Genomic DNA, 17,197 nt, shown 5'->3' on the forward strand with positions numbered 1-17,197 from the left:
TTATTGTTGTGGTCGGGCCTGGCGCCTGTTGCTGCACTGCAATAACAGGCTAGCACCAGTTAATCACAAGAGGAAAGGCGTTTGAAGAGCGACAGTGTACAGCGATGGAGACCTTACCGCCTACTGCTGGCAAGCTGGCTATGCTGCTTCAGCGCCTTTGCCTGGGCGCAGCCAGCGCCCATCAGCGGCACCCTGGGCGCCGTGGGTTCGGACACCATGGCCGGGCTGATGCTGCGCTGGGGTGAAGCCTTGAATGCACGCCATCCCGGCATCACCCTGCAGTTTCAGGCGGGTGGCTCGGCCAATGCACCCACGGCCCTGGTAGCGGGCACCACGCGCCTTGGGCCCATGTCTCGGGCCATGACCGAAGGCGAACGTCAGCAGTTCATCCAGCGTTATGGCTATCCACCGCTCCAGCTCAGCGTCGCCCGCGATGCGCTAGTGCTGGTGGTGCATCGCCACAACCCGCTGGAAGCCCTGTCACTGGCGCAGGTAGATGCCATCTTCTCTACTACCCTCGCCTGCGGTGCCGATGCGCCCCTGCAGCGTTGGGAAGCGCTGTTGCCCGCCACGGATTGGCCCTACGGGCACATTGCCCTGCATGGCAGAACCCTGGCCTCCGGCACCCAGGGGCTGTTCCAGCAGCGCGCCTTGTGCGGCGGGCAGTTTCGCCGCGATATCAGCGAACATCCCGGTGCGGCAGCGGTGATTGCCGCCGTGGGAGAGTCGCCCAACGCCATGGGCTATGCCGGATACAACCACCTGACCCCCATGGTACGCGCCGTGGCGCTGGCCGATGAGCAAGGCAACCCGGTAGAGCCCAGCGTGGCGAACATTCAAAAGGCCACCTATCCACTCTCCAGAACGCTGTATCTCTACGTCAACTTGCCCCCCGGCGAAGCGCTCCCGGCGGCCGAGCAAGCCTTTCTGGAGCTGGTCTTTTCAGCCGAAGGCCAGCAGATCGTGCAGGCGGCAGGCTTCGTGGCACTTCCCGACCACCTGCGCAGCAGCCAAGCGTTGGATGAATAAACTGTCATCCAATTGTCACAAACAGGGCGTAGGGTAAGCTATTCTGGCCATGAACCCCTATTTTCATCACGGCACCTGCTTCGTATGATGTCGACATGACTCCTCCTCGGCTACCTGCTTCGCGTCAGCCGCTACGTTTGCTTCACGACCGTATTGCCACCGGACTGATTACGGCTGGCGGCATTGCTGTTTTGCTGGCGATCCTCGCCATTGGCGTCTTTCTGGTATGGGAAGCGCTGCCGCTGCTTGGTTTTGGCGAAGCGCTCTCCTTGGCCACGCTGTCGCCCCTCGCCTGGGGCACCCTCAAGGCTGCCCTGGCGGCCATGCTGTTTGCCACGCCCATTGCGCTAGGGGCCGCCATGTATTCGGCGCTGTTCATGTCGTCACGCCTGCGCAGCCGCATCAAGCCCGTGATGGAGTTGATGGAAGCAATACCCGGCGTGGTGATTGGCTTCATTGCCGGACTGCTGCTGGCCCCGTGGGTAGAGCGTCATTTAGGCAGCACCCTGCTCGTGCTGGTCTGGCTGCCGCTGAGCGCAGCGCTGGCAGGCGCCCTTTGGCATGCGGCCAGCAGCCGTTGGCGCCAGCGGCTGCCGCTGTCGTCGGCGGCACTGTGGCTGATACCGTGGCTCGCCTGCATGACTGCCCTAGCCTTGTGGGTGGCGCCGCTCGCCGAAACCCACTGGCTGGGAGGCGACTTGCGCCTGTGGCTGGAGCAGCGCCACGGCATCGACTACGCCACGCGCAACGCCCTGATCGTCGGCATCGCCATGGGATTTGCGATTATCCCCAGTATCTACTCGCTGGCCGAGGATGCGCTGGCCGACGTGCCATCCAGCTTGATGGAGGGCGCCCAGGCGTTGGGCGCCAGCCGCTGGCAAGCGCTGTGGAAGGTCGCTCTGCCCACCGCAGGCCCTGGCGTGTTTTCGGCGGTGATGATTGGCACAGGCCGCGCCGTGGGCGAGACCATGATCGTGCTGATGGCCAGCGGCAACACCGCACTGTTCAGCGCCAGCCCCTTTGAAGGGCTACGTTCACTGTCGGCGTCGATTGCCATCGAGCTGCCGGAAGCCTCCCCCGGCGGCATGACCTATCACCTGCTGATTCTGGCGGCGCTGGCGCTGTTCATCTTTACCTTCTCGGTCAATACGCTGGCCGAAGTCGTGCGTCAGCGCCTGCGTCGGCGTTATCAGCGGCTGGGAGGCGCACGCTGATGGGCTGGCGAGCGCTGAGCTTTCGCCTGAACACGGCGGGCAACCGGCTGTGGCCTTGGCTATGTGCGGGTAGCGTGGCCCTTTCACTGCTCATGCTCGGGGCTTTGCTGGTACTGCTGACCACCAAAGGGTTAGGCCATTTCTGGCCCGCCGAGCTGGAGGAGGTCACCCTGCACAGCGGCGAAACGGTGATCGGCCAGCCGGTGCGCGAGGTGCCGCTACCCCATGCCCAAAGCATGGAGCGGCTCTATTTTACCGGCAACCGCGACCTCACGGGCGCCAGCTGGCGCTGGCTGGCCGTCGATCAAATCGCCCAGGTCACCACACCTGCTGAGCTGATACGTCTGGAGCGCACCCCCTGGGGCGACTTTCTTGGCCGCCTGGTCGCCGTCGAAAGCGAAGGCCAGCGGCTTGAGGGACAGGCGGCCAAGGAGTTCGTGCGCCAAGCCCTGATGCTGCCGCCAAACCAGCGCCCCGACGCCCAGCTGTTGCTGGAAGCCAATGGCAGGGTACAGCCTCAGCCGCTGGCGGGGATCACCCGCCTGCAACCCCCCAACGCCATGGCCTGGCATCAGAAGGTGGCGGCTTGGGGCGGGCGCGTGTGGCAGTTCCTCAGTGAGGGGCCGCGCGCGGCCAATACCGGGGGCGGCGTATGGCCGGCCATTTTCGGTACGCTGTTGATGGTGATTCTCATGTCGGTGATCGTCACCCCCTTTGGCGTGCTGGCGGCCATCTACCTCAACGAAATTGCCCACCAGAACCGCCTGACCCATCTGGTGCGTATCGGGGTCCGCAACCTCGCTGGCGTACCCTCCATCGTATATGGCGTGTTTGGGCTGGGGGTGTTCGTGTACGGCATCGGCGGCTCCATCGACAGCTGGTTCTTCGAAGACGAACTGCCATCACCGACCTTTGGTACCGGCGGGCTGCTGTGGGCATCGCTGACCCTGGCACTGCTGACCCTGCCGGTGGTGATCGTGGCCACGGAAGAGGGCCTGGCACGCATTCCCGATGCCCAACGTGAAGGGGCCGTGGCGCTGGGGGCGACCCGCCTGGAGATGCTCACGCGCATCGTGCTGCCCATGGCCATGCCCGCCATGCTGACCGGGGTGATTCTGGCCGTGGCGCGGGCCGCTGGCGAAGTGGCCCCGTTGATGCTGGTGGGCGTCGCCAAGCTGGCTCCGCAAATGCCCTTGGACGGCGAGTTTCCCTACCTGCACCTCGAACGCAAGTTCATGCACCTCGGCTATCATCTATTTGATACGGCCTTCCACGGTGAAGACGTACAGGCCGCGATCCCCCTGGTGTTTGCCACCGCGCTCCTGCTGGTACTGATTGTGCTGGTGCTTAATCTAACTGCCATATTTCTGCGTCATTATCTAAGGCGTCAACGAGGAAACGAATGCTAGCGTTATCGTCCGCCAACACTGCTCAACCGCCGGTGACGCGCTTCTCAGCCGACGCCCGGTGCCTGAGCATCCACCAGTTCAACCTCGCTTATGCGGGGAAACCGGCGTTGCGTGACCTGACGCTCGACGTACCTCGTCACCGGGTGACCGCGTTCATCGGCCCCTCAGGCTGCGGGAAGTCCACGCTGCTACGGGCAATCAATCGGCTTCATGACTTGAACGAGTCCGTGACCCACGATGGCCATATCTACCTGGAAGAGCAGGACATTCATGCGCCACGCATGAACGTGACCGAACTCAGACGGCGGGTAGGGATGGTGTTTCAGACGCCCAACCCGTTCCCGATGTCGATCTACGAAAACGTGGCCTTTGGCCTGCGCCTGCAAGGGCGCCTGCCCAAACGCAAACGCGACGATATCATCGAGTGGGCGCTGACATCGGCCGCTCTGTGGGATGAGGTCAAGGACCGCCTGCACCGTTCGGCCTGGCAGCTCTCCGGCGGGCAACAGCAGCGCCTGGTGATTGCCCGGACGCTGGCCGTTCAGCCGGATGTCCTGCTGCTGGACGAGCCCGCCTCGGCCCTCGACCCTATTTCGACCCTCAAGATCGAGGAGTTGATACGCAACCTGAAGTCCCAGCTCACCCTGGTGCTGGTGACTCACAATATGCAGCAGGCCGCGCGGGTTTCCGACTACACGGCCTTTTTGCAAAACGGTGAACTGATCGAATATGGGCCCACGGATCAAGTGTTCACCAACCCGCGTCTACAACGCACCGAAAATTACATTACCGGCCGCATGACCTAGGCCCCATCGACGATACGTCAGGAGTGCTCAATGGATATCACGAGCGAGACACACAGCCAACACATCTCTCGCCAGTTCAACCAGGAGCTGGAAGAGCTGAAGACCCACCTGATGGCCATGGGCGGTCTGGTGGAAAAGCAGGTGCAGGATGCGGTGCATGCTCTGCTGGAGGGCGACAGCCGCCTGGCGGAAAAAGTGCGCGACAATGACCGTCAGGTCAACGACCTGCAGCTGCAAATCGACGACGAGTGCACCCGAGTGCTGGCTCGCCGTCAGCCGGCGGCATCGGACCTGCGGCTGGTACTTGCGGTCATCCGTGCCACCTCGGACCTGGAGCGAATCGGCGACGAAGCCAGCAAGATTGCCCGCAATGCACTGTTGTTGAGTGAAAACAGCGGTGCCATTCGTGGCTTGGTAGAAGTCCGCCATATCAGCGAGCACGTGCGCAAGATGCTGCGTGACGCCCTGACCGCCTTCGCCCGCTTCGATACCGAGCTGGCCATGCAGGTCGTTCGCGAAGACGAATCGGTGGACGACGAATACGGCAGCGCCATGCGCTCGCTGATGACCTTCATGATGGAAGACTCGCGCTCCATCAGCTCGGTGTTGAGCATCATGTGGGTGCTGCGCGCCCTGGAGCGGGTGGGCGACCACGCCAATAACCTGGCGGAATACGTGGTGTACCTGGTGAAAGGCCTGGATATTCGCCACAGTGACCCAGACACCCTGGAACAGAAGGTCATGAAAAAATCTTGACCTGGCCGTCAAACCCTCCTGCAATACGCCCAGACCATTGTCTGGGCGTTTTTTTAGGGAGTAATGTCGCGTGAATGCACTCAACGCATTGGGGCAAGGCACCCGCCTGGTGTATCAGCCCGGGCTAAGGCGCTATGTTTTTCTACCCATTCTGGTCAATCTGCTCGTGTATACGGGTATGGTTTACGTGCTCTTCACACGCTTTTCGGGCTGGCTGGAGAGCAGCATGGCCATGGTGCCTGGCTGGCTGGAGTGGTTGTCGTGGCTGATCTGGCCGCTATTCTTCATCAGCTTGCTGGTGGTGATCTTTTTTAGCTTCACCCTGGTGACTCACCTGATCGCAGCGCCTTTCTATGGGTTTCTGGCGGCTCAGGTAGAGCGCCAGGCCACCGGGCGTGAGCCTCTGGATGACCGAGGGCTGGCCAAAACGGCGCTGGACGCCGTGGGTCGAGAGCTGGTCAAGCTGAGCTATATTCTGCCGCGCATGGCCGTATTGTTCCTGTTCAGCTGGATTCCCGGCTTGAACGTCTTCGCGCCTCCCTTATGGGCGCTCTTTTCTGCCTGGGTCATGGCCATTACCTATCTGGACTACCCGATGGATAACAACAAAGTGTCGTTCAAGGACATGCGCAGCAGGCTTTCACGGCGCTGGTGGCCGAGCATGACATATGGCGGGCTGGTCATGCTCATCACCTGGATCCCCTTGGCCAACCTGTTCCTGATTCCAGGCGCCGTCGCAGGCGCAGTCCTCATGTGGGACCGCCACTATCGTGGCACACCGGACACGCGGGATAAGGCGGCAGGCTCGGCGCTCTGAATCAGAGCCATTCATCACAGGGCCGCCCATATAGCAGGCACAAAAAATTAGACCCCGCTAGGCGGGGTCTCGACCACTCTTACTTATGAACGATACTGACTGCTGGCTTCCTCTCCGTTTGCGGGACTCCAACCTTGGAATTTACCCTGACCAGTGTCTTGACCGTTTTCTGATTCATCCTTGAATCGGTGAGCATCCTTGCTATGGGACATCCTTGCCCTCAGTTTGCTCACTCCTAAGCGTAAGAGTTTTTTTCAGCTTTGCAAAGAATTGTTACGTTTAGCTGCCGCTATTTTCTTCTACCACATCTTCCGGAGTGTACTCGGCACCGCCGCTCATGTTGGTAGACTCTGGCTCATCTACTACATCAGGACCTTGTGTGCCGTGATCGGTGGTCAGGTCTTCTGTGTCGTAACTACCGGGCTCAGCCGTACCAGACTGTGTGTTCATGGGCTCATCTTCGACGGTTACATCCTGATTCTGGTCGATGGATGAGTGATCCGTGGTGTCTGCAAATGCCAGTGGGCTTGCCATCAGGCCAAAAGAAACACCTAAAATACCAGCTTTCTTGAGTAGTTCCTTGGACATCATATTCCGCCTCCTCGATCGCTGTTGATACCGCATAGTTAAGGAAGAGTGACTTCATGTCTTACCAGTTCCTGCGGTAATCTTCCTTGCCTTGAATATTGCATACGTTGTGCCACGGATGCCAAAAAATAAAAAAATTATTTATTATCAATAATTTAAAAAAAACAAGAATGGTATAAAGCATGGGCTCAGGGGGTCATGACCACGCCTTTGAGTGGTTAAAAATGACACATGAGTGAGGTGTGACCAGAGTTCTATGCCAATATGGCACACTTATACAGGTGTTATGCAAAAGAGAGGGGGATTCAGTGAAGTCGAGCCTTCAAGCAGGCCCGGTAACGCGTCTGGCAGGAAACACACAGCGAAAGGCAGCTCCCTCGCCCGGGTGTGACTCTACGTTGAGCTGTGCCTCGTGGCGCAGCAGCACGTGCTTCACGATGGCCAGGCCCAGACCCGTCCCTCCTGTTGCCGTACTGCGCCCTTTATCCACTCGATAGAAGCGCTCGGTCAGGCGGGGGATATGCACCGGATCAATGCCATCGCCATCGTCCTCGACCTCGATACACCCGTTGCCGTTGGCGGCCACCGACCAGCGCAGCGTGATCTGGCTGCCTTCCGGGGTATAGCGCACGGCATTGAAGGCTAGATTGGAAATGGCGCTGCGCAGCTCCTGCTCGCTGCCGATCAAGCCAGCGTCGCTCTCTAGAATGACCTGCACACTGTGCTGCTGCCTCGAGAGCGCCAGGGCGTCTCGGCGAATGCTGTCGAGCATGGGGCCTACGGCCAGCGTCTGGTGATCGTCACCGCCCTGGTCGATTTCCAGCCGTGACAGCAGCAGCAGGTCGTTGACCAGATTCTGCATCCGTCGCGTCTGCTCCTCCATCTGTACAATTCCTTTACCCAGGCGGGGAGGCAGCAGCTCCTTGAGGTCGCCGTAGGTTTCCAGGTAGCCCGACAGCACGGTCAGCGGAGTGCGCAGTTCATGGGAGACGTTGGCGACGAAGTCACGCCGCATCTGCTCCAGGCGGTGCAGACGCGTAATATCACGGGCCATGACCAGCCGCTCGTCATCGCCGTAGAGGGTGATCTGATACTGAAGGATACGCCGCTCGTCGATCGGCGAGGTCAGCGTCAGCGGCTCACTGTAGTCGCGGGCATTGAAGTAGCTGATGAAGCGAGGGTCGCGCAGCAGGTTGGTGATGTGCTGGCCACGGTCGTGGGCGGTTTGCAGCCCCAGCATATCGGTGGCCGCGCTGTTCCACCACTCCAGGTCGCCGTGGCGGTCCAGCATCACCACGCTATCGCGCATGGCTTCGGAGGACTCCTGAATTCTCGCCAGCGTTGCCCGTAAACGGCTTTGGGTAATGCGCTGGCTTTTCTGGTAGCGATAGAGGCGGTCGAACAGCTCTCCCCACATGCCCTTGGCTGCCGGAGGCTCGTCGTGGGGGTGGAGCGTCAGCCAAAGAAAGAGCGCCCGAAACTGGCGCAGATGATAGACCAGACAAAACAGCAGCCCCGCCGCCAGCCCGGCGCCAGGGTAATCCACCAGCCATCCCAGGCAGAGGCCCAACAGGGCCAGCCAGATGATGCGCCAGATCTCACGGCTCCACAGGCGCACGCTTACACTCGCGCAGAGAACCGGTACCCGGTACCGCGCACCGTTTGAATCAGATTTTGATGGGGTTCACCCAGCGCCTTGCGAAGACGGCGGATATGCACGTCCACAGTACGCTCTTCCACGTAGACATTGCCACCCCATACCTGGTCCAGCAATTGGCTGCGCGTGTAGGCGCGCTCCTGATGGGTCATGAAAAACTGCAGCAGACGATACTCGGTAGGCCCCATTTCCAGCGCCTTGCCATGGGCGCTGACCCGGTGGCTCACCGGGTCCAACAGCAGACCATTGATTTCGATGGGGTCTTCTACGCCACGCGGCGTGGCCCGACGCAGCACGGCCTTCAGGCGGGCCACCAGCTCACGGGGGGAAAAGGGCTTGGTGATATAGTCGTCGGCACCCGCTTCCAGGCCCTGGATCTTGTTGTCCTCTTCGCCCTTGGCCGTCAGCATGATGATCGGCAGCTCGGCGGTGGCTTCTTCGCGCTTCAACCGACGGGCCAGCTCAATGCCGCTGGTGCCCGGCATCATCCAGTCCAGCAGCAACAGGTCGGGCTGGTGATCGACGACCATGGCGTGGGCATCCTGGGCGTTGTCCGCTTCAAGCACGCGATAGTCAGCCATCTCTAGCGCCACGGCGATCATTTCGCGGATCGGCGCCTCATCATCGACGATCAGTACGGTCTTGGCGGTCATTCCAGGGCCTCACGGTGCTCTATTCAGGAAGGTTCAATGACATGCGTGTGACGATAACACCATGACTTGATGACAGTTCCATGACACCCAGTCAATTTAGCCCGCTACCGGCCACCAGCTCAAGGCAATACCTGCAAAGACCAGCAGACCCGACCAGTGGTTATTCAGAAAGGCCTGAAAACAGCGGTCACGATCGCGCCCGGCGATCAGCCACTGCTGGTACACGAACGTCGCCGCCATGCCCAGCAACCCCAGCCAGAAAAAGCCCCCTAGCCCAACGCGCAGCGCGACCCAGCTCAGCAGGGCCAGCACGCTTGCCTGCAGCACTCCGATGATCAGCCGGTCAGCACGGCCAAACAGCACGGCGGTCGACTTGATGCCGATTTTCAGGTCGTCGTCACGGTCGACCATGGCGTACTGGGTATCGTAGGCAACGGTCCACAGCAGGTTGGCACTGAACAGCAGCCAGGCTTCCAGAGGCACGTGGCCCAATACCGCGCCAAACGCCATGGGAATGGCCCAGGAAAAGGCCGCGCCCAGCACCACCTGCGGGAAGTGGGTGTAGCGCTTCATGAACGGATACACGAAAGCCAGCAGCACGCCGCCCACCGACAGCAGCACGGTGAACCAGTTGGTCAGCAGCACCAAAATGAAGGCAGCGGCGACCAGCGCCACGAACAGCAGCTGGGCTTCGGTTTCGCTGATGCGTCCCGTGGCCATGGGGCGCTGGCGAGTACGCTTGACGTGGCCATCCACATGGCGGTCGGCATAGTCGTTCACCACGCAGCCCGCAGCCCGCATCACGTAGACACCGGCAATGAATATGATCAGCACGGAGCGGCCCGGCACCCCTTCTGCAGCCACCCACAGCGCCCAGAGCGTCGGCCACATGAGCAGCCAGGTACCAATGGGCCGATCCAGGCGCATCAGCTGAATAAAGTCTGCCAGCCGGGCCCAACCCGTTGGCCGCAACAGAGAACGGTCCATGCGCATGCTTACCTCGTGAAAGAAACTCCAGGATAGCCTAGCGCGAGGGCAGGCTCAGCGCATCGGCCATGGTCGATAAAAAATACTCCTGAACCAGCAGCGACAGTCCCGCGTGCTGAAAGACCGAGCGACGCCCCCACGGGCTACGCCCCTTGGTGGGTGTATCCCACGCCGTGAAGCGCGGGAGCGACGCCGTGGCCTGTAGCGGTCCACGCACCAGATCCGGCTGCTGAAACAACCAGCTGCCCAGCGAACACTCGCCCAAGGCCCCCAGGCCTTTGCCCTGCAGCTGCTCCAGCGGCGCCACCGATCGCGCCACCACCCAGGGGGTGCCGTCGATGCACAGCGCCACCTCACGTAGCCAAGCGTGACGACGGGGTGCGATGCCCAGCGCCATGGCTTCGTCCTGGAACGGCAGGCCAATGGTCTGACGCAGCAGGCGTACACGAAACTGGCCCGGCGCTCCGGCCGCCATCAGACGCGCCGTCAGGGAGTCGGTCGAGGCCACCCACTGCCACCAGGCCGCACTCATGGCAGGCCGCGCAGCGGCAACCGGCCGCCAGTGGGGGGGTAGCGAAAACGCAGGGCGTGGCAACTCAACGAGCGTCACCTGAGCCTCCAGAGCAGTCAATTGGAAAGAAGGCTAGTGTAACATGATGGCTTGGCAGGCTTTTGTTCCTTACCTCCGGATAACGATATGCCCGATTCACATTTGAGCGAATCCCCACATGCCGAGCTGGTCATTGTCGGCACTGGCATGGCCGGTATTGGCCTGGCGCGAGCGCTGCGCCGCCAGGGGGATTCTCGCACCATCGCGCTGGTCAGCGCCGACCGTGGCGAAGAGTACAGCAAACCGCTGCTGTCCACGGGCTTCGCCAAGCGGTTGAGCCCCGAAAAGCTGGCGCAGCGCAGCGCAGAAGCGCTCGCCGACGAACTGAATGCCCAGGTCATGGCCCACACGCAAGTCGTCGAACTGGCGGTGGAACACCAGATGCTGCGCCTGGGCAACGGCACCCTGCTCCGCTACGAGCACCTGGTGCTCGCCACTGGCGCGGCCCCGCGCACGCCGCTCCAGATACCCGATGCGCTGGAAGGGCGCTGCTTCACGGTCAACGACCTGGACGACTACCGCCGACTGCATGCAGCGCTCGCCCAGCCAAGCCGAGTGGCGATCATTGGCGCGGGCCTGGTGGGCTGCGAATTCGCCAACGACCTCCATGCGGGCGGCCACCACGTCACCCTGGTGGCACCAGAGTGCACCCCGCTGCCGCGCCTGCTGCCCGAGCCGCTGGGCCACGCCCTGGCCGAAACCTTTCGAACGGCGGGCATGCAACTGGCGTTTGGGCGCACGCTGGACAGCCTATCCATGAATGCCGACCGCGACCTGGTACTGCAGCTCGACGGCGGCGAGCGCCATACGGTGGACATCATCCTGTTGGCCACGGGCCTTGCGCCCCGCACGGCGCTGGCCGAGGCCGCCGGACTCGCGGTCAGCGCCCGCGGTATCGAGGTGGACCGGCTGCTTCGTACTCACCAGCATAACGTATACGCATTGGGCGACGTGGCCTGCATCGACGGCGTGAACGCCATGTACGTTCAGCCGCTGCAAGCCAGCGCCAAAGCGCTGGCGGCCACGCTGGGCGGCTCGCCTACCCCGGTAAGCTTCGGCGCCTGGCCGATCATCGTCAAAACGCCTCTGCTCCCGGTGGTTGCCTACCCGCCAGTGGGCACACCGCAGCACTGGCGAGTGGAGGGTCATGGGCAGGATTTGACGGCGCTGGCGGAAGATAAAGACGGTCGTTTGATTGGTTTTGCGTTGACAGGGGGCTGCGTGAGAAGGAAAGTGGAGCTTTCCAGAGCTGTCCCTGCCCTGCTAGGCTGATTTTTGCCGCCTTCACGACTAGGCTAAAGAAGCCCCGCCGGGGTGGGTTACCAACAACATTGACGTTTGTTTTTCACAAGGGAGATTCCTTCATGCGCAAACCTGAACTCGCCGCTGCCATCGCCGAGAGTGCTGACCTGTCCAAGGACAAGGCAGGCCAGGTCCTGAATGTCATTCTGGACGAAATCACCAACAGCGTGGCCAAAGGCGAAGACGTTACCCTGATTGGCTTTGGCACCTTCACCGTACGCGAGCGCGCCGCCCGTACCGGCAAGAACCCGCAGACCGGTGCACCGCTGCAGATTCCGGCCAGCAAGAACGTGGCGTTCAAGCCAGGTAAAGCGCTCAAGGACGCCGTTTCCTAATGAAGCTTTCGCTGACGCTGTGGCTGTTGAGCTTCATGCTCAAGCGCGCCCTGCGCCGCAAGCCACGCTTTCGTGAGCAGCTGGAGCGCATGCAAGGGCTGGACTGGGGCATCGCCACAGAAGACCTGAGCACGGCGCGCCACTACCGAATGACCCCCAAACGCATCACGTCCGGTAAAGGCCTGCCCGTCGACCTGGACCTGGAGCTACGCTTTCGCGACCAGCAAGCCGCCCTGCGCATCCTCAGAAAGCCGACGCAACAGGCATTCCTGGATGGCATGGTGGCGGGCGACGTGCGCCTCGTCGGCGACTCTGCCGACATGAACAAGCTGCAAAAGCTGCTCAAATACTTGTAGCCCTGCACGCTGGGCGCATTTTCGTCACGCGAGGTAGCACCAGGCGATGGATATCCCTCATCAGCGATTGGCCTACTTTCGCGTGACGCTCGAATCAGGCTCGGTGCGCCGAGCCGCCGCCCGGCTCAACATCGCCCCTTCCGCCGTCAGCCGACAGATTGCCCTGCTGGAAGAAGCGCTAGGGGCAACCCTCATGGAGCGCCAGCGCGGCGGCATACGCCCCACGCCCGTCGGCGAGATGCTGCTGGAGTACTGCGAGCGGCGCAGCGCCCTCGACGAAAGCTTCATCACCTCCCTCGAAGCCTACCAGCGGCTGGAAACCGGAACGATTTCCCTCACCGTGGGCGAAGGCTTTGTCAGCGACCTGGTGGCTTCTCCCCTGCATGAATTCACCCAGCGCTATGCGGGCATTCAACTGGATATCCATATCGCGGGTACGTCCGGCATCATCGATGCGATTGTCGAGGATCAAAGCCATATTGGGCTGATGTTCCACGAACGCACTCACCCGCAGCTACGCTTCTGGGCCTCCAGCCCGCAGCCGTTGATGGCCATTCTGGCGCCGCATCACCCCTTGGCCGACCAGCCCCACCCGCTCACCCTGGCACAGCTCAGCACCCAGCCCATGGCCATGTGGGACACCACCCATGGCGTGCGCCAGATGGTCGACCAGGCGTTTCAACAGGCCCGCCTTGCTCCGCGCATGACCATGAACACCAACTCGATGGTGATACTGGCGCAATACGTGCGCAGCGGCATGGGGGTAACGCTGCTACCGGCGTTTGCGGTCGCCCACGACCTGGACATCGGCAGCCTTGTCGCACGCCCGGTAGACGACCCGCTATTTCAGCGCTCCCAGGCTCACATGGTCACCCGGGTGGGCCGCCAGCAGCCCAAGGCCAGCATCCTGCTGCTGCGCCACCTGCAGCGCTGGATGCAGGCCTTTCGGGACCCGGCGTCGAATCAGCCGACACCGCTGCCGTAGCCAAACGCCACGCTGGCCTCCGGTGCGGTTTCCACCCAGACGCTTTGCGGCACCGTGTACTCGCGCAGGCCGTCCAGACCGCTGGAGCGGCCAAAGCCGCTGTCGCCAAAGCCCCCGAACGGCGACATCACGCTGATCGCCTTGTAGCTATTGATCCATACCGTGCCCGCCCGCAGCTGCCCCGCCACGCGATGCGCTCGGGCCACGTCCTGGCTCCACACGGCACCGGCCAACCCAAACCGGGTGTCGTTGGCAAGCCGAACGGCCTGGGCCTCGTCATCGAATGCCATGGCGATCAATACCGGGCCAAACACCTCCTGCTGGGCAATCTCCATGTCGGGGGTGACATCCACCAGCACCGTGGGCGCGATAAAGTAGCCCTGGGCGTCATCAGGCAAGCCTTCCGGGCGTTTGCCCCCCGTCAGCACGCTTGCCCCTTCCGCTTCAGCGGCCTCGATCATGCGCGTCACCTGCTCGAATTGACGGCGATTCTGCAGCGGCCCCATGCGGGTGGCTTCATCGCTGGGCAGGCCCACGTGAATCTGCTCCGCCGCTCGGGCCAGGCGGGTGGTGACCTCCTGGAAGACTGAGCGCTCGATCAGCAGCCGCGAGCCCGCCACACAGCTTTGGCCCGCCGCCGCAAAGATGGCCGCCTGGGCGCCAGCCACCGCTTCATCGAGCTTGGCGTCAGCGAACACGATATTGGCGGATTTGCCGCCCAGCTCCAGCACGCTGGGCACCAGGCGCCGTGCCCCCGCCTCGGCGATCAGGCGACCACTCTGGGGCGAGCCGACAAACACCAGCTTGCTGATGGCGGGATGGTCGGTCAGCGCCGCACCGGTGGTTCTGCCCAGCCCGTTGACGATGTTGATCAGCCCTTTGGGCAGGCCGCCGCTTTCCAGCCGCTGGGCAATCACCACCGAGGTGAAAGGGGTCAGCTCGGAAGGTTTCAGCACCACCCCATTGCCCGCCGCCATGGCCGGTGCCAGCTGCCAGGCACAGGTGAACATCGGCGCGTTCCAGGGCGTGATCTGCCCCACCACCCCATAAGGCACGTGGCGCACGTAGTTAAGATGCGTGGTGGGTACCGGAATCACTTCGCCGTGCTGCTTGTCGCACCAGCCAGCGTAGTATTCGAACATCTCGCGTACTTTGCCCACTTCGGCCCGGCAATCGCGAATCGGTTTCCCCGCCACCACGCTTTCCAGCTGTGCCAGCGCCTCTTCATGGCCTTCCAGGCCCCGTATTGCCGCGTTCATCCGCCGCCCGCGCTCGCTGGCCGTCAACGCCATCCACTCGCGCTGGCCCCGCTGCGCGGCTTGCGTGGCGCGCTCGATGAGCGCCGCACCCGCATCGCGGTAGCTGACCAGCGCCTCCCCCGTCGCCGGGTTGATCAGCGTGATCTCTTCGCCTTCTCCGGCCACCAGATCACCATCGATCCAGTTGCTCAACGGCGTTTTTGCCGCTAACCCAAAGCCGTTCAGGAGTGCGGCAAGCTGGTCGCTGGCATGTTGGCTGAGTGGGCTCATGAGTGGCTCTCCGTTTGGCGGGCACAGGCAAGAATCGGCGTGGTGATATGGTTGAAGTCGTCGCTATCGGCGGGCTGCTCCGGGCTTGCGTGCCAGGCATTCACCACCGCCTGCAGCAAGGCAAGGGGAATACCCAACTGCTCAGCGGCGTCCCGCGCCAGGCGCAGGTCCTTGCGCATCAAGCCGGTAGTAAAGCCCGAATCGAAGCGTTCGCTCAGCACCCACTCGGGGAAGTTCACCTCGCTGATGGCGCTGCGCCCCGAGCCACTGTTGATACCCGCCAGGCAGGCGGCAGGCTCGACGCCTGCCTTGGCGGCCATGGCGACGGCTTCGGCGGTCGTGAGCAGGTGCGCCGCACACAGGTAGTTGTTGGCGAGCTTCACCACGTGGCCGCTGCCCGGGCCGCCCACATGGGTGCGCTTGGCCGACATGGCTTCCAGCATCGGCATCACTCGCTCCAGGGTGGCATCATCGCCGCCCAGCAGCATGCCCAGCGTGCCGTTGGCGGCGCCCTTGGGGCCGCCGCTGACCGGGGCATCCAGCCAGTGAAGGCCCGCTGCGGTAACTTTTTCGGCCAGCTCGCGGCTGACGGCGGGGTCACTGGTGGAGGTATCGACGATCACACTGCCCTTGGGGGCCAGGGCGAGCAGGCCAGGAGAGGTTTCGATCACCTCGCGCACGTGGGCAGAAGTAGGCAGCGAGAGCAGGTAGACATCGCTGGCAGGCAGGGCATCCGGTGCCACCACGGCCAGGCCCAAGCCTGCGAGCCTTTCCCGCGCGGCCTCAAACAGGTCACTGCCCGTGACCTCGAAGCCGGCGGCCTGCAAGGTCAGCGCCATATTGCCGCCCATCTGGCCCAGGCCTATCACGGTAATCGATAAAGCGTGTTCGGTTTGCGACATCATCAAACTCCTTGGCATGCCATGAAACGCTGAATGCGGGGTAAACGCTCCCCTACCCAGTGGGCATCAGAGAGCGAATGGATGTATTACGTCATTTTCAGACGAGCAGTGCGTTGACCAGCGCTACCCAGTAGCGCGTTCCGAGCGGTAACAGCGCATCGTTGAAGTCGTAGTGGGGGTTGTGCAGCGACGGCGAATCTTCGCCGTTGCCCATCCAGATATACGCACCTGGGCACTCGGCCAGCAGGAACGAGAAATCCTCGGAGGCCATGCTGGGCGGTGGGTTGCGCAGTACCTTGTCCTGGCCAAGCAGCCCCTCCAGCACCGTGGCGCAGTGCTGGGCATGCGCTGGGGTATTGATCGTGGCGGGGTAGCAGCGCTGGTAATCCAGCTCCACCGTCAAGCCATGGTACTCGGCCAGGCTGGCAATGGCCTGCTTGAAACGTGCTTCCAGACGCTCTTTCAGCGCCATGTCGAAGCAGCGCAGCGTGCCGCGCAGCGCCACCTGCTCGGGAATCACGTTGAACGTGTCTCCGGCATTGATGCTGGTGATGCTCAGCACCGCCGACTTGTCCGGCGGCGTTTCACGGCTCACCAGCCCTTGCAGCTGGCTGATCAGCTGGCAGCTCGCCAGCACCGTATCGGTGCCCAGGTGGGGCATCGCCGCATGGCAGCCTTTACCGGTCAGCGTCAGGCTGAAGATGTCGAACGCGGCCATGACGTCGGTATCGTGCACCGCAGCGACCCCCACCGGCAGCCCGGGCCAGTTGTGCAGCCCGTACACGGCGTCCATGGGGAAGCGTTCGAACAGGCCGTCCTCCACCATGGCACGGCCACCGCCTTCGTTCTCTTCGGCGGGTTGGAAGATGAATACCACCCGCCCCTTGAAATCGGGCTGCTGCTTCAGCGCCCAGGCCGCTCCCAGCAACATCGTGGTATGGCCATCGTGTCCGCAGGCGTGCATCTTGCCCGGCGTCTGCGAGGCGTAGGCCAGCCCGGTCTCTTCACGGATGTCCAGGGCGTCGATATCGGCCCGCAGGCCGATGGTCTTGCCTTCCCCCTGCTGGCCATCCAGGGTGGCCACCACGCCCGTGCCCGCCAAGCCCGTGGTGACATCGAAGCCCCACTGGGTGAGCAGCGACGCGATACGCGCACTGGTACGGTGCTCCTCGAAGGCGGTTTCGGGGTGCTGGTGGAAATCCTGCCGCCAGGCGGCGAGTTCAGCGCTGTCGGGTATGGTCACTGACGCAGCCATGGTTCAC

General features: G+C 62.6%; 18 protein-coding genes. 10 read left to right on the forward strand and 8 right to left on the reverse strand.

All coding sequences use genetic code 11. The annotated features are described in order from the left end of the window. Positions 1–81: 81 nt before the first annotated feature. From HSS18214_RS0111665 to cysZ, 6 genes are all read left to right on the forward strand, one after another. Positions 82–1,029 carry a PstS family phosphate ABC transporter substrate-binding protein gene (locus tag HSS18214_RS0111665; protein ID WP_016915476.1) on the forward strand — a complete coding sequence of 316 codons (948 nt, stop codon included), beginning with the start codon at positions 82–84 and terminating at the stop codon, positions 1,027–1,029. Positions 1,030–1,124: 95 nt separating this feature from the next. Further along, positions 1,125–2,243, forward strand: coding sequence for an ABC transporter permease subunit (locus tag HSS18214_RS0111670; RefSeq protein ID WP_016915477.1), 1,119 nt, complete (start codon positions 1,125–1,127; stop codon positions 2,241–2,243). After that, positions 2,243–3,652 (forward strand): phosphate ABC transporter permease PstA, encoded by a 1,410-nt coding sequence (gene pstA / locus HSS18214_RS0111675; RefSeq protein WP_016915478.1) that lies wholly within the window; start codon positions 2,243–2,245, stop codon positions 3,650–3,652. Before HSS18214_RS0111670 ends, pstA begins: the two co-directional genes overlap by 1 nt. After that, complete coding sequence (gene pstB, locus HSS18214_RS0111680) at positions 3,646–4,458, forward strand: phosphate ABC transporter ATP-binding protein PstB (RefSeq protein WP_016915479.1); 813 nt, start codon at positions 3,646–3,648, stop codon at positions 4,456–4,458. Before pstA ends, pstB begins: the two co-directional genes overlap by 7 nt. Positions 4,459–4,488: 30 nt before the next feature. Continuing rightward, positions 4,489–5,214, forward strand: a complete 726-nt coding sequence (gene phoU / locus HSS18214_RS0111685; protein WP_016915480.1) for a phosphate signaling complex protein PhoU — start codon at positions 4,489–4,491, stop codon at positions 5,212–5,214. A 70-nt stretch (positions 5,215–5,284) separates the two neighbouring features. Then, positions 5,285–6,031 carry a sulfate transporter CysZ gene (gene cysZ, locus HSS18214_RS0111690; protein WP_016915481.1) on the forward strand — a complete coding sequence of 249 codons (747 nt, stop codon included), beginning with the start codon at positions 5,285–5,287 and terminating at the stop codon, positions 6,029–6,031. 279 nt (positions 6,032–6,310) lie between these two features. Here the strand turns inward: cysZ and HSS18214_RS0111695 are convergent, their stop codons facing one another. The 5 genes from HSS18214_RS0111695 to HSS18214_RS0111715 all read right to left on the reverse strand — a co-directional run bounded on the left by HSS18214_RS0111695 (position 6,311) and on the right by HSS18214_RS0111715 (position 10,526). Further along, positions 6,311–6,622, reverse strand: coding sequence for a hypothetical protein (locus tag HSS18214_RS0111695; protein WP_016915482.1), 312 nt, complete (start codon positions 6,620–6,622; stop codon positions 6,311–6,313). A gap of 319 nt (positions 6,623–6,941) precedes the next feature. After that, positions 6,942–8,237, reverse strand: coding sequence for a phosphate regulon sensor histidine kinase PhoR (gene phoR, locus HSS18214_RS0111700; protein ID WP_016915483.1), 1,296 nt, complete (start codon positions 8,235–8,237; stop codon positions 6,942–6,944). Between the two features lie 2 nt (positions 8,238–8,239). Next, positions 8,240–8,929 carry a phosphate regulon transcriptional regulator PhoB gene (phoB, locus tag HSS18214_RS0111705; protein WP_016915484.1) on the reverse strand — a complete coding sequence of 230 codons (690 nt, stop codon included), beginning with the start codon at positions 8,927–8,929 and terminating at the stop codon, positions 8,240–8,242. Between the two features lie 96 nt (positions 8,930–9,025). Further along, entirely contained in the window at positions 9,026–9,916 is an 891-nt protein-coding gene (gene ubiA / locus HSS18214_RS0111710) for a 4-hydroxybenzoate octaprenyltransferase (RefSeq protein WP_026001901.1), read from the reverse strand. Positions 9,917–9,953: 37 nt separating this feature from the next. Beyond that, positions 9,954–10,526: a chorismate--pyruvate lyase family protein gene (locus HSS18214_RS0111715; protein ID WP_016915486.1), complete on the reverse strand. Its 573-nt coding sequence runs from the start codon at positions 10,524–10,526 to the stop codon at positions 9,954–9,956. Between the two features lie 87 nt (positions 10,527–10,613). On the opposite strand from HSS18214_RS0111715, the gene HSS18214_RS0111720 reads away from it, so the two are divergent. The 4 genes from HSS18214_RS0111720 (at position 10,614) to HSS18214_RS0111735 (ending at position 13,504) form a co-directional block, all read left to right on the forward strand. Continuing rightward, entirely contained in the window at positions 10,614–11,798 is a 1,185-nt protein-coding gene (locus HSS18214_RS0111720) for an NAD(P)/FAD-dependent oxidoreductase (protein ID WP_016915487.1), read from the forward strand. A 92-nt stretch (positions 11,799–11,890) separates the two neighbouring features. After that, complete coding sequence (locus tag HSS18214_RS0111725) at positions 11,891–12,163, forward strand: HU family DNA-binding protein (protein WP_016915488.1); 273 nt, start codon at positions 11,891–11,893, stop codon at positions 12,161–12,163. After that, positions 12,163–12,519 (forward strand): hypothetical protein, encoded by a 357-nt coding sequence (locus tag HSS18214_RS0111730; RefSeq protein WP_016915489.1) that lies wholly within the window; start codon positions 12,163–12,165, stop codon positions 12,517–12,519. Before HSS18214_RS0111725 ends, HSS18214_RS0111730 begins: the two co-directional genes overlap by 1 nt. A 46-nt stretch (positions 12,520–12,565) precedes the next feature. After that, positions 12,566–13,504, forward strand: a complete 939-nt coding sequence (locus HSS18214_RS0111735; protein WP_016915490.1) for a LysR family transcriptional regulator — start codon at positions 12,566–12,568, stop codon at positions 13,502–13,504. Here the strand turns inward: HSS18214_RS0111735 and HSS18214_RS0111740 are convergent. From HSS18214_RS0111740 to HSS18214_RS0111750, 3 genes are all read right to left on the reverse strand, one after another. After that, positions 13,483–15,033 (reverse strand): aldehyde dehydrogenase family protein, encoded by a 1,551-nt coding sequence (locus HSS18214_RS0111740; RefSeq protein WP_016915491.1) that lies wholly within the window; start codon positions 15,031–15,033, stop codon positions 13,483–13,485. The two genes, HSS18214_RS0111735 and HSS18214_RS0111740, sit on opposite strands and share 22 nt — an antisense overlap. Next, a complete protein-coding gene (locus tag HSS18214_RS0111745; protein WP_016915492.1) occupies positions 15,030–15,935 on the reverse strand; it encodes an NAD(P)-dependent oxidoreductase in 906 nt (301 codons plus the stop codon). Before HSS18214_RS0111745 ends, HSS18214_RS0111740 begins: the two co-directional genes overlap by 4 nt. Positions 15,936–16,032: 97 nt before the next feature. Continuing rightward, positions 16,033–17,190, reverse strand: coding sequence for a M20 aminoacylase family protein (locus HSS18214_RS0111750; RefSeq protein WP_016915493.1), 1,158 nt, complete (start codon positions 17,188–17,190; stop codon positions 16,033–16,035). Positions 17,191–17,197: the final 7 nt, after the last annotated feature.

Source organism: Vreelandella stevensii S18214 (genome assembly GCF_000275725.1).
Classification (GTDB): Bacteria; Pseudomonadota; Gammaproteobacteria; order Pseudomonadales; family Halomonadaceae; genus Vreelandella; species Vreelandella stevensii.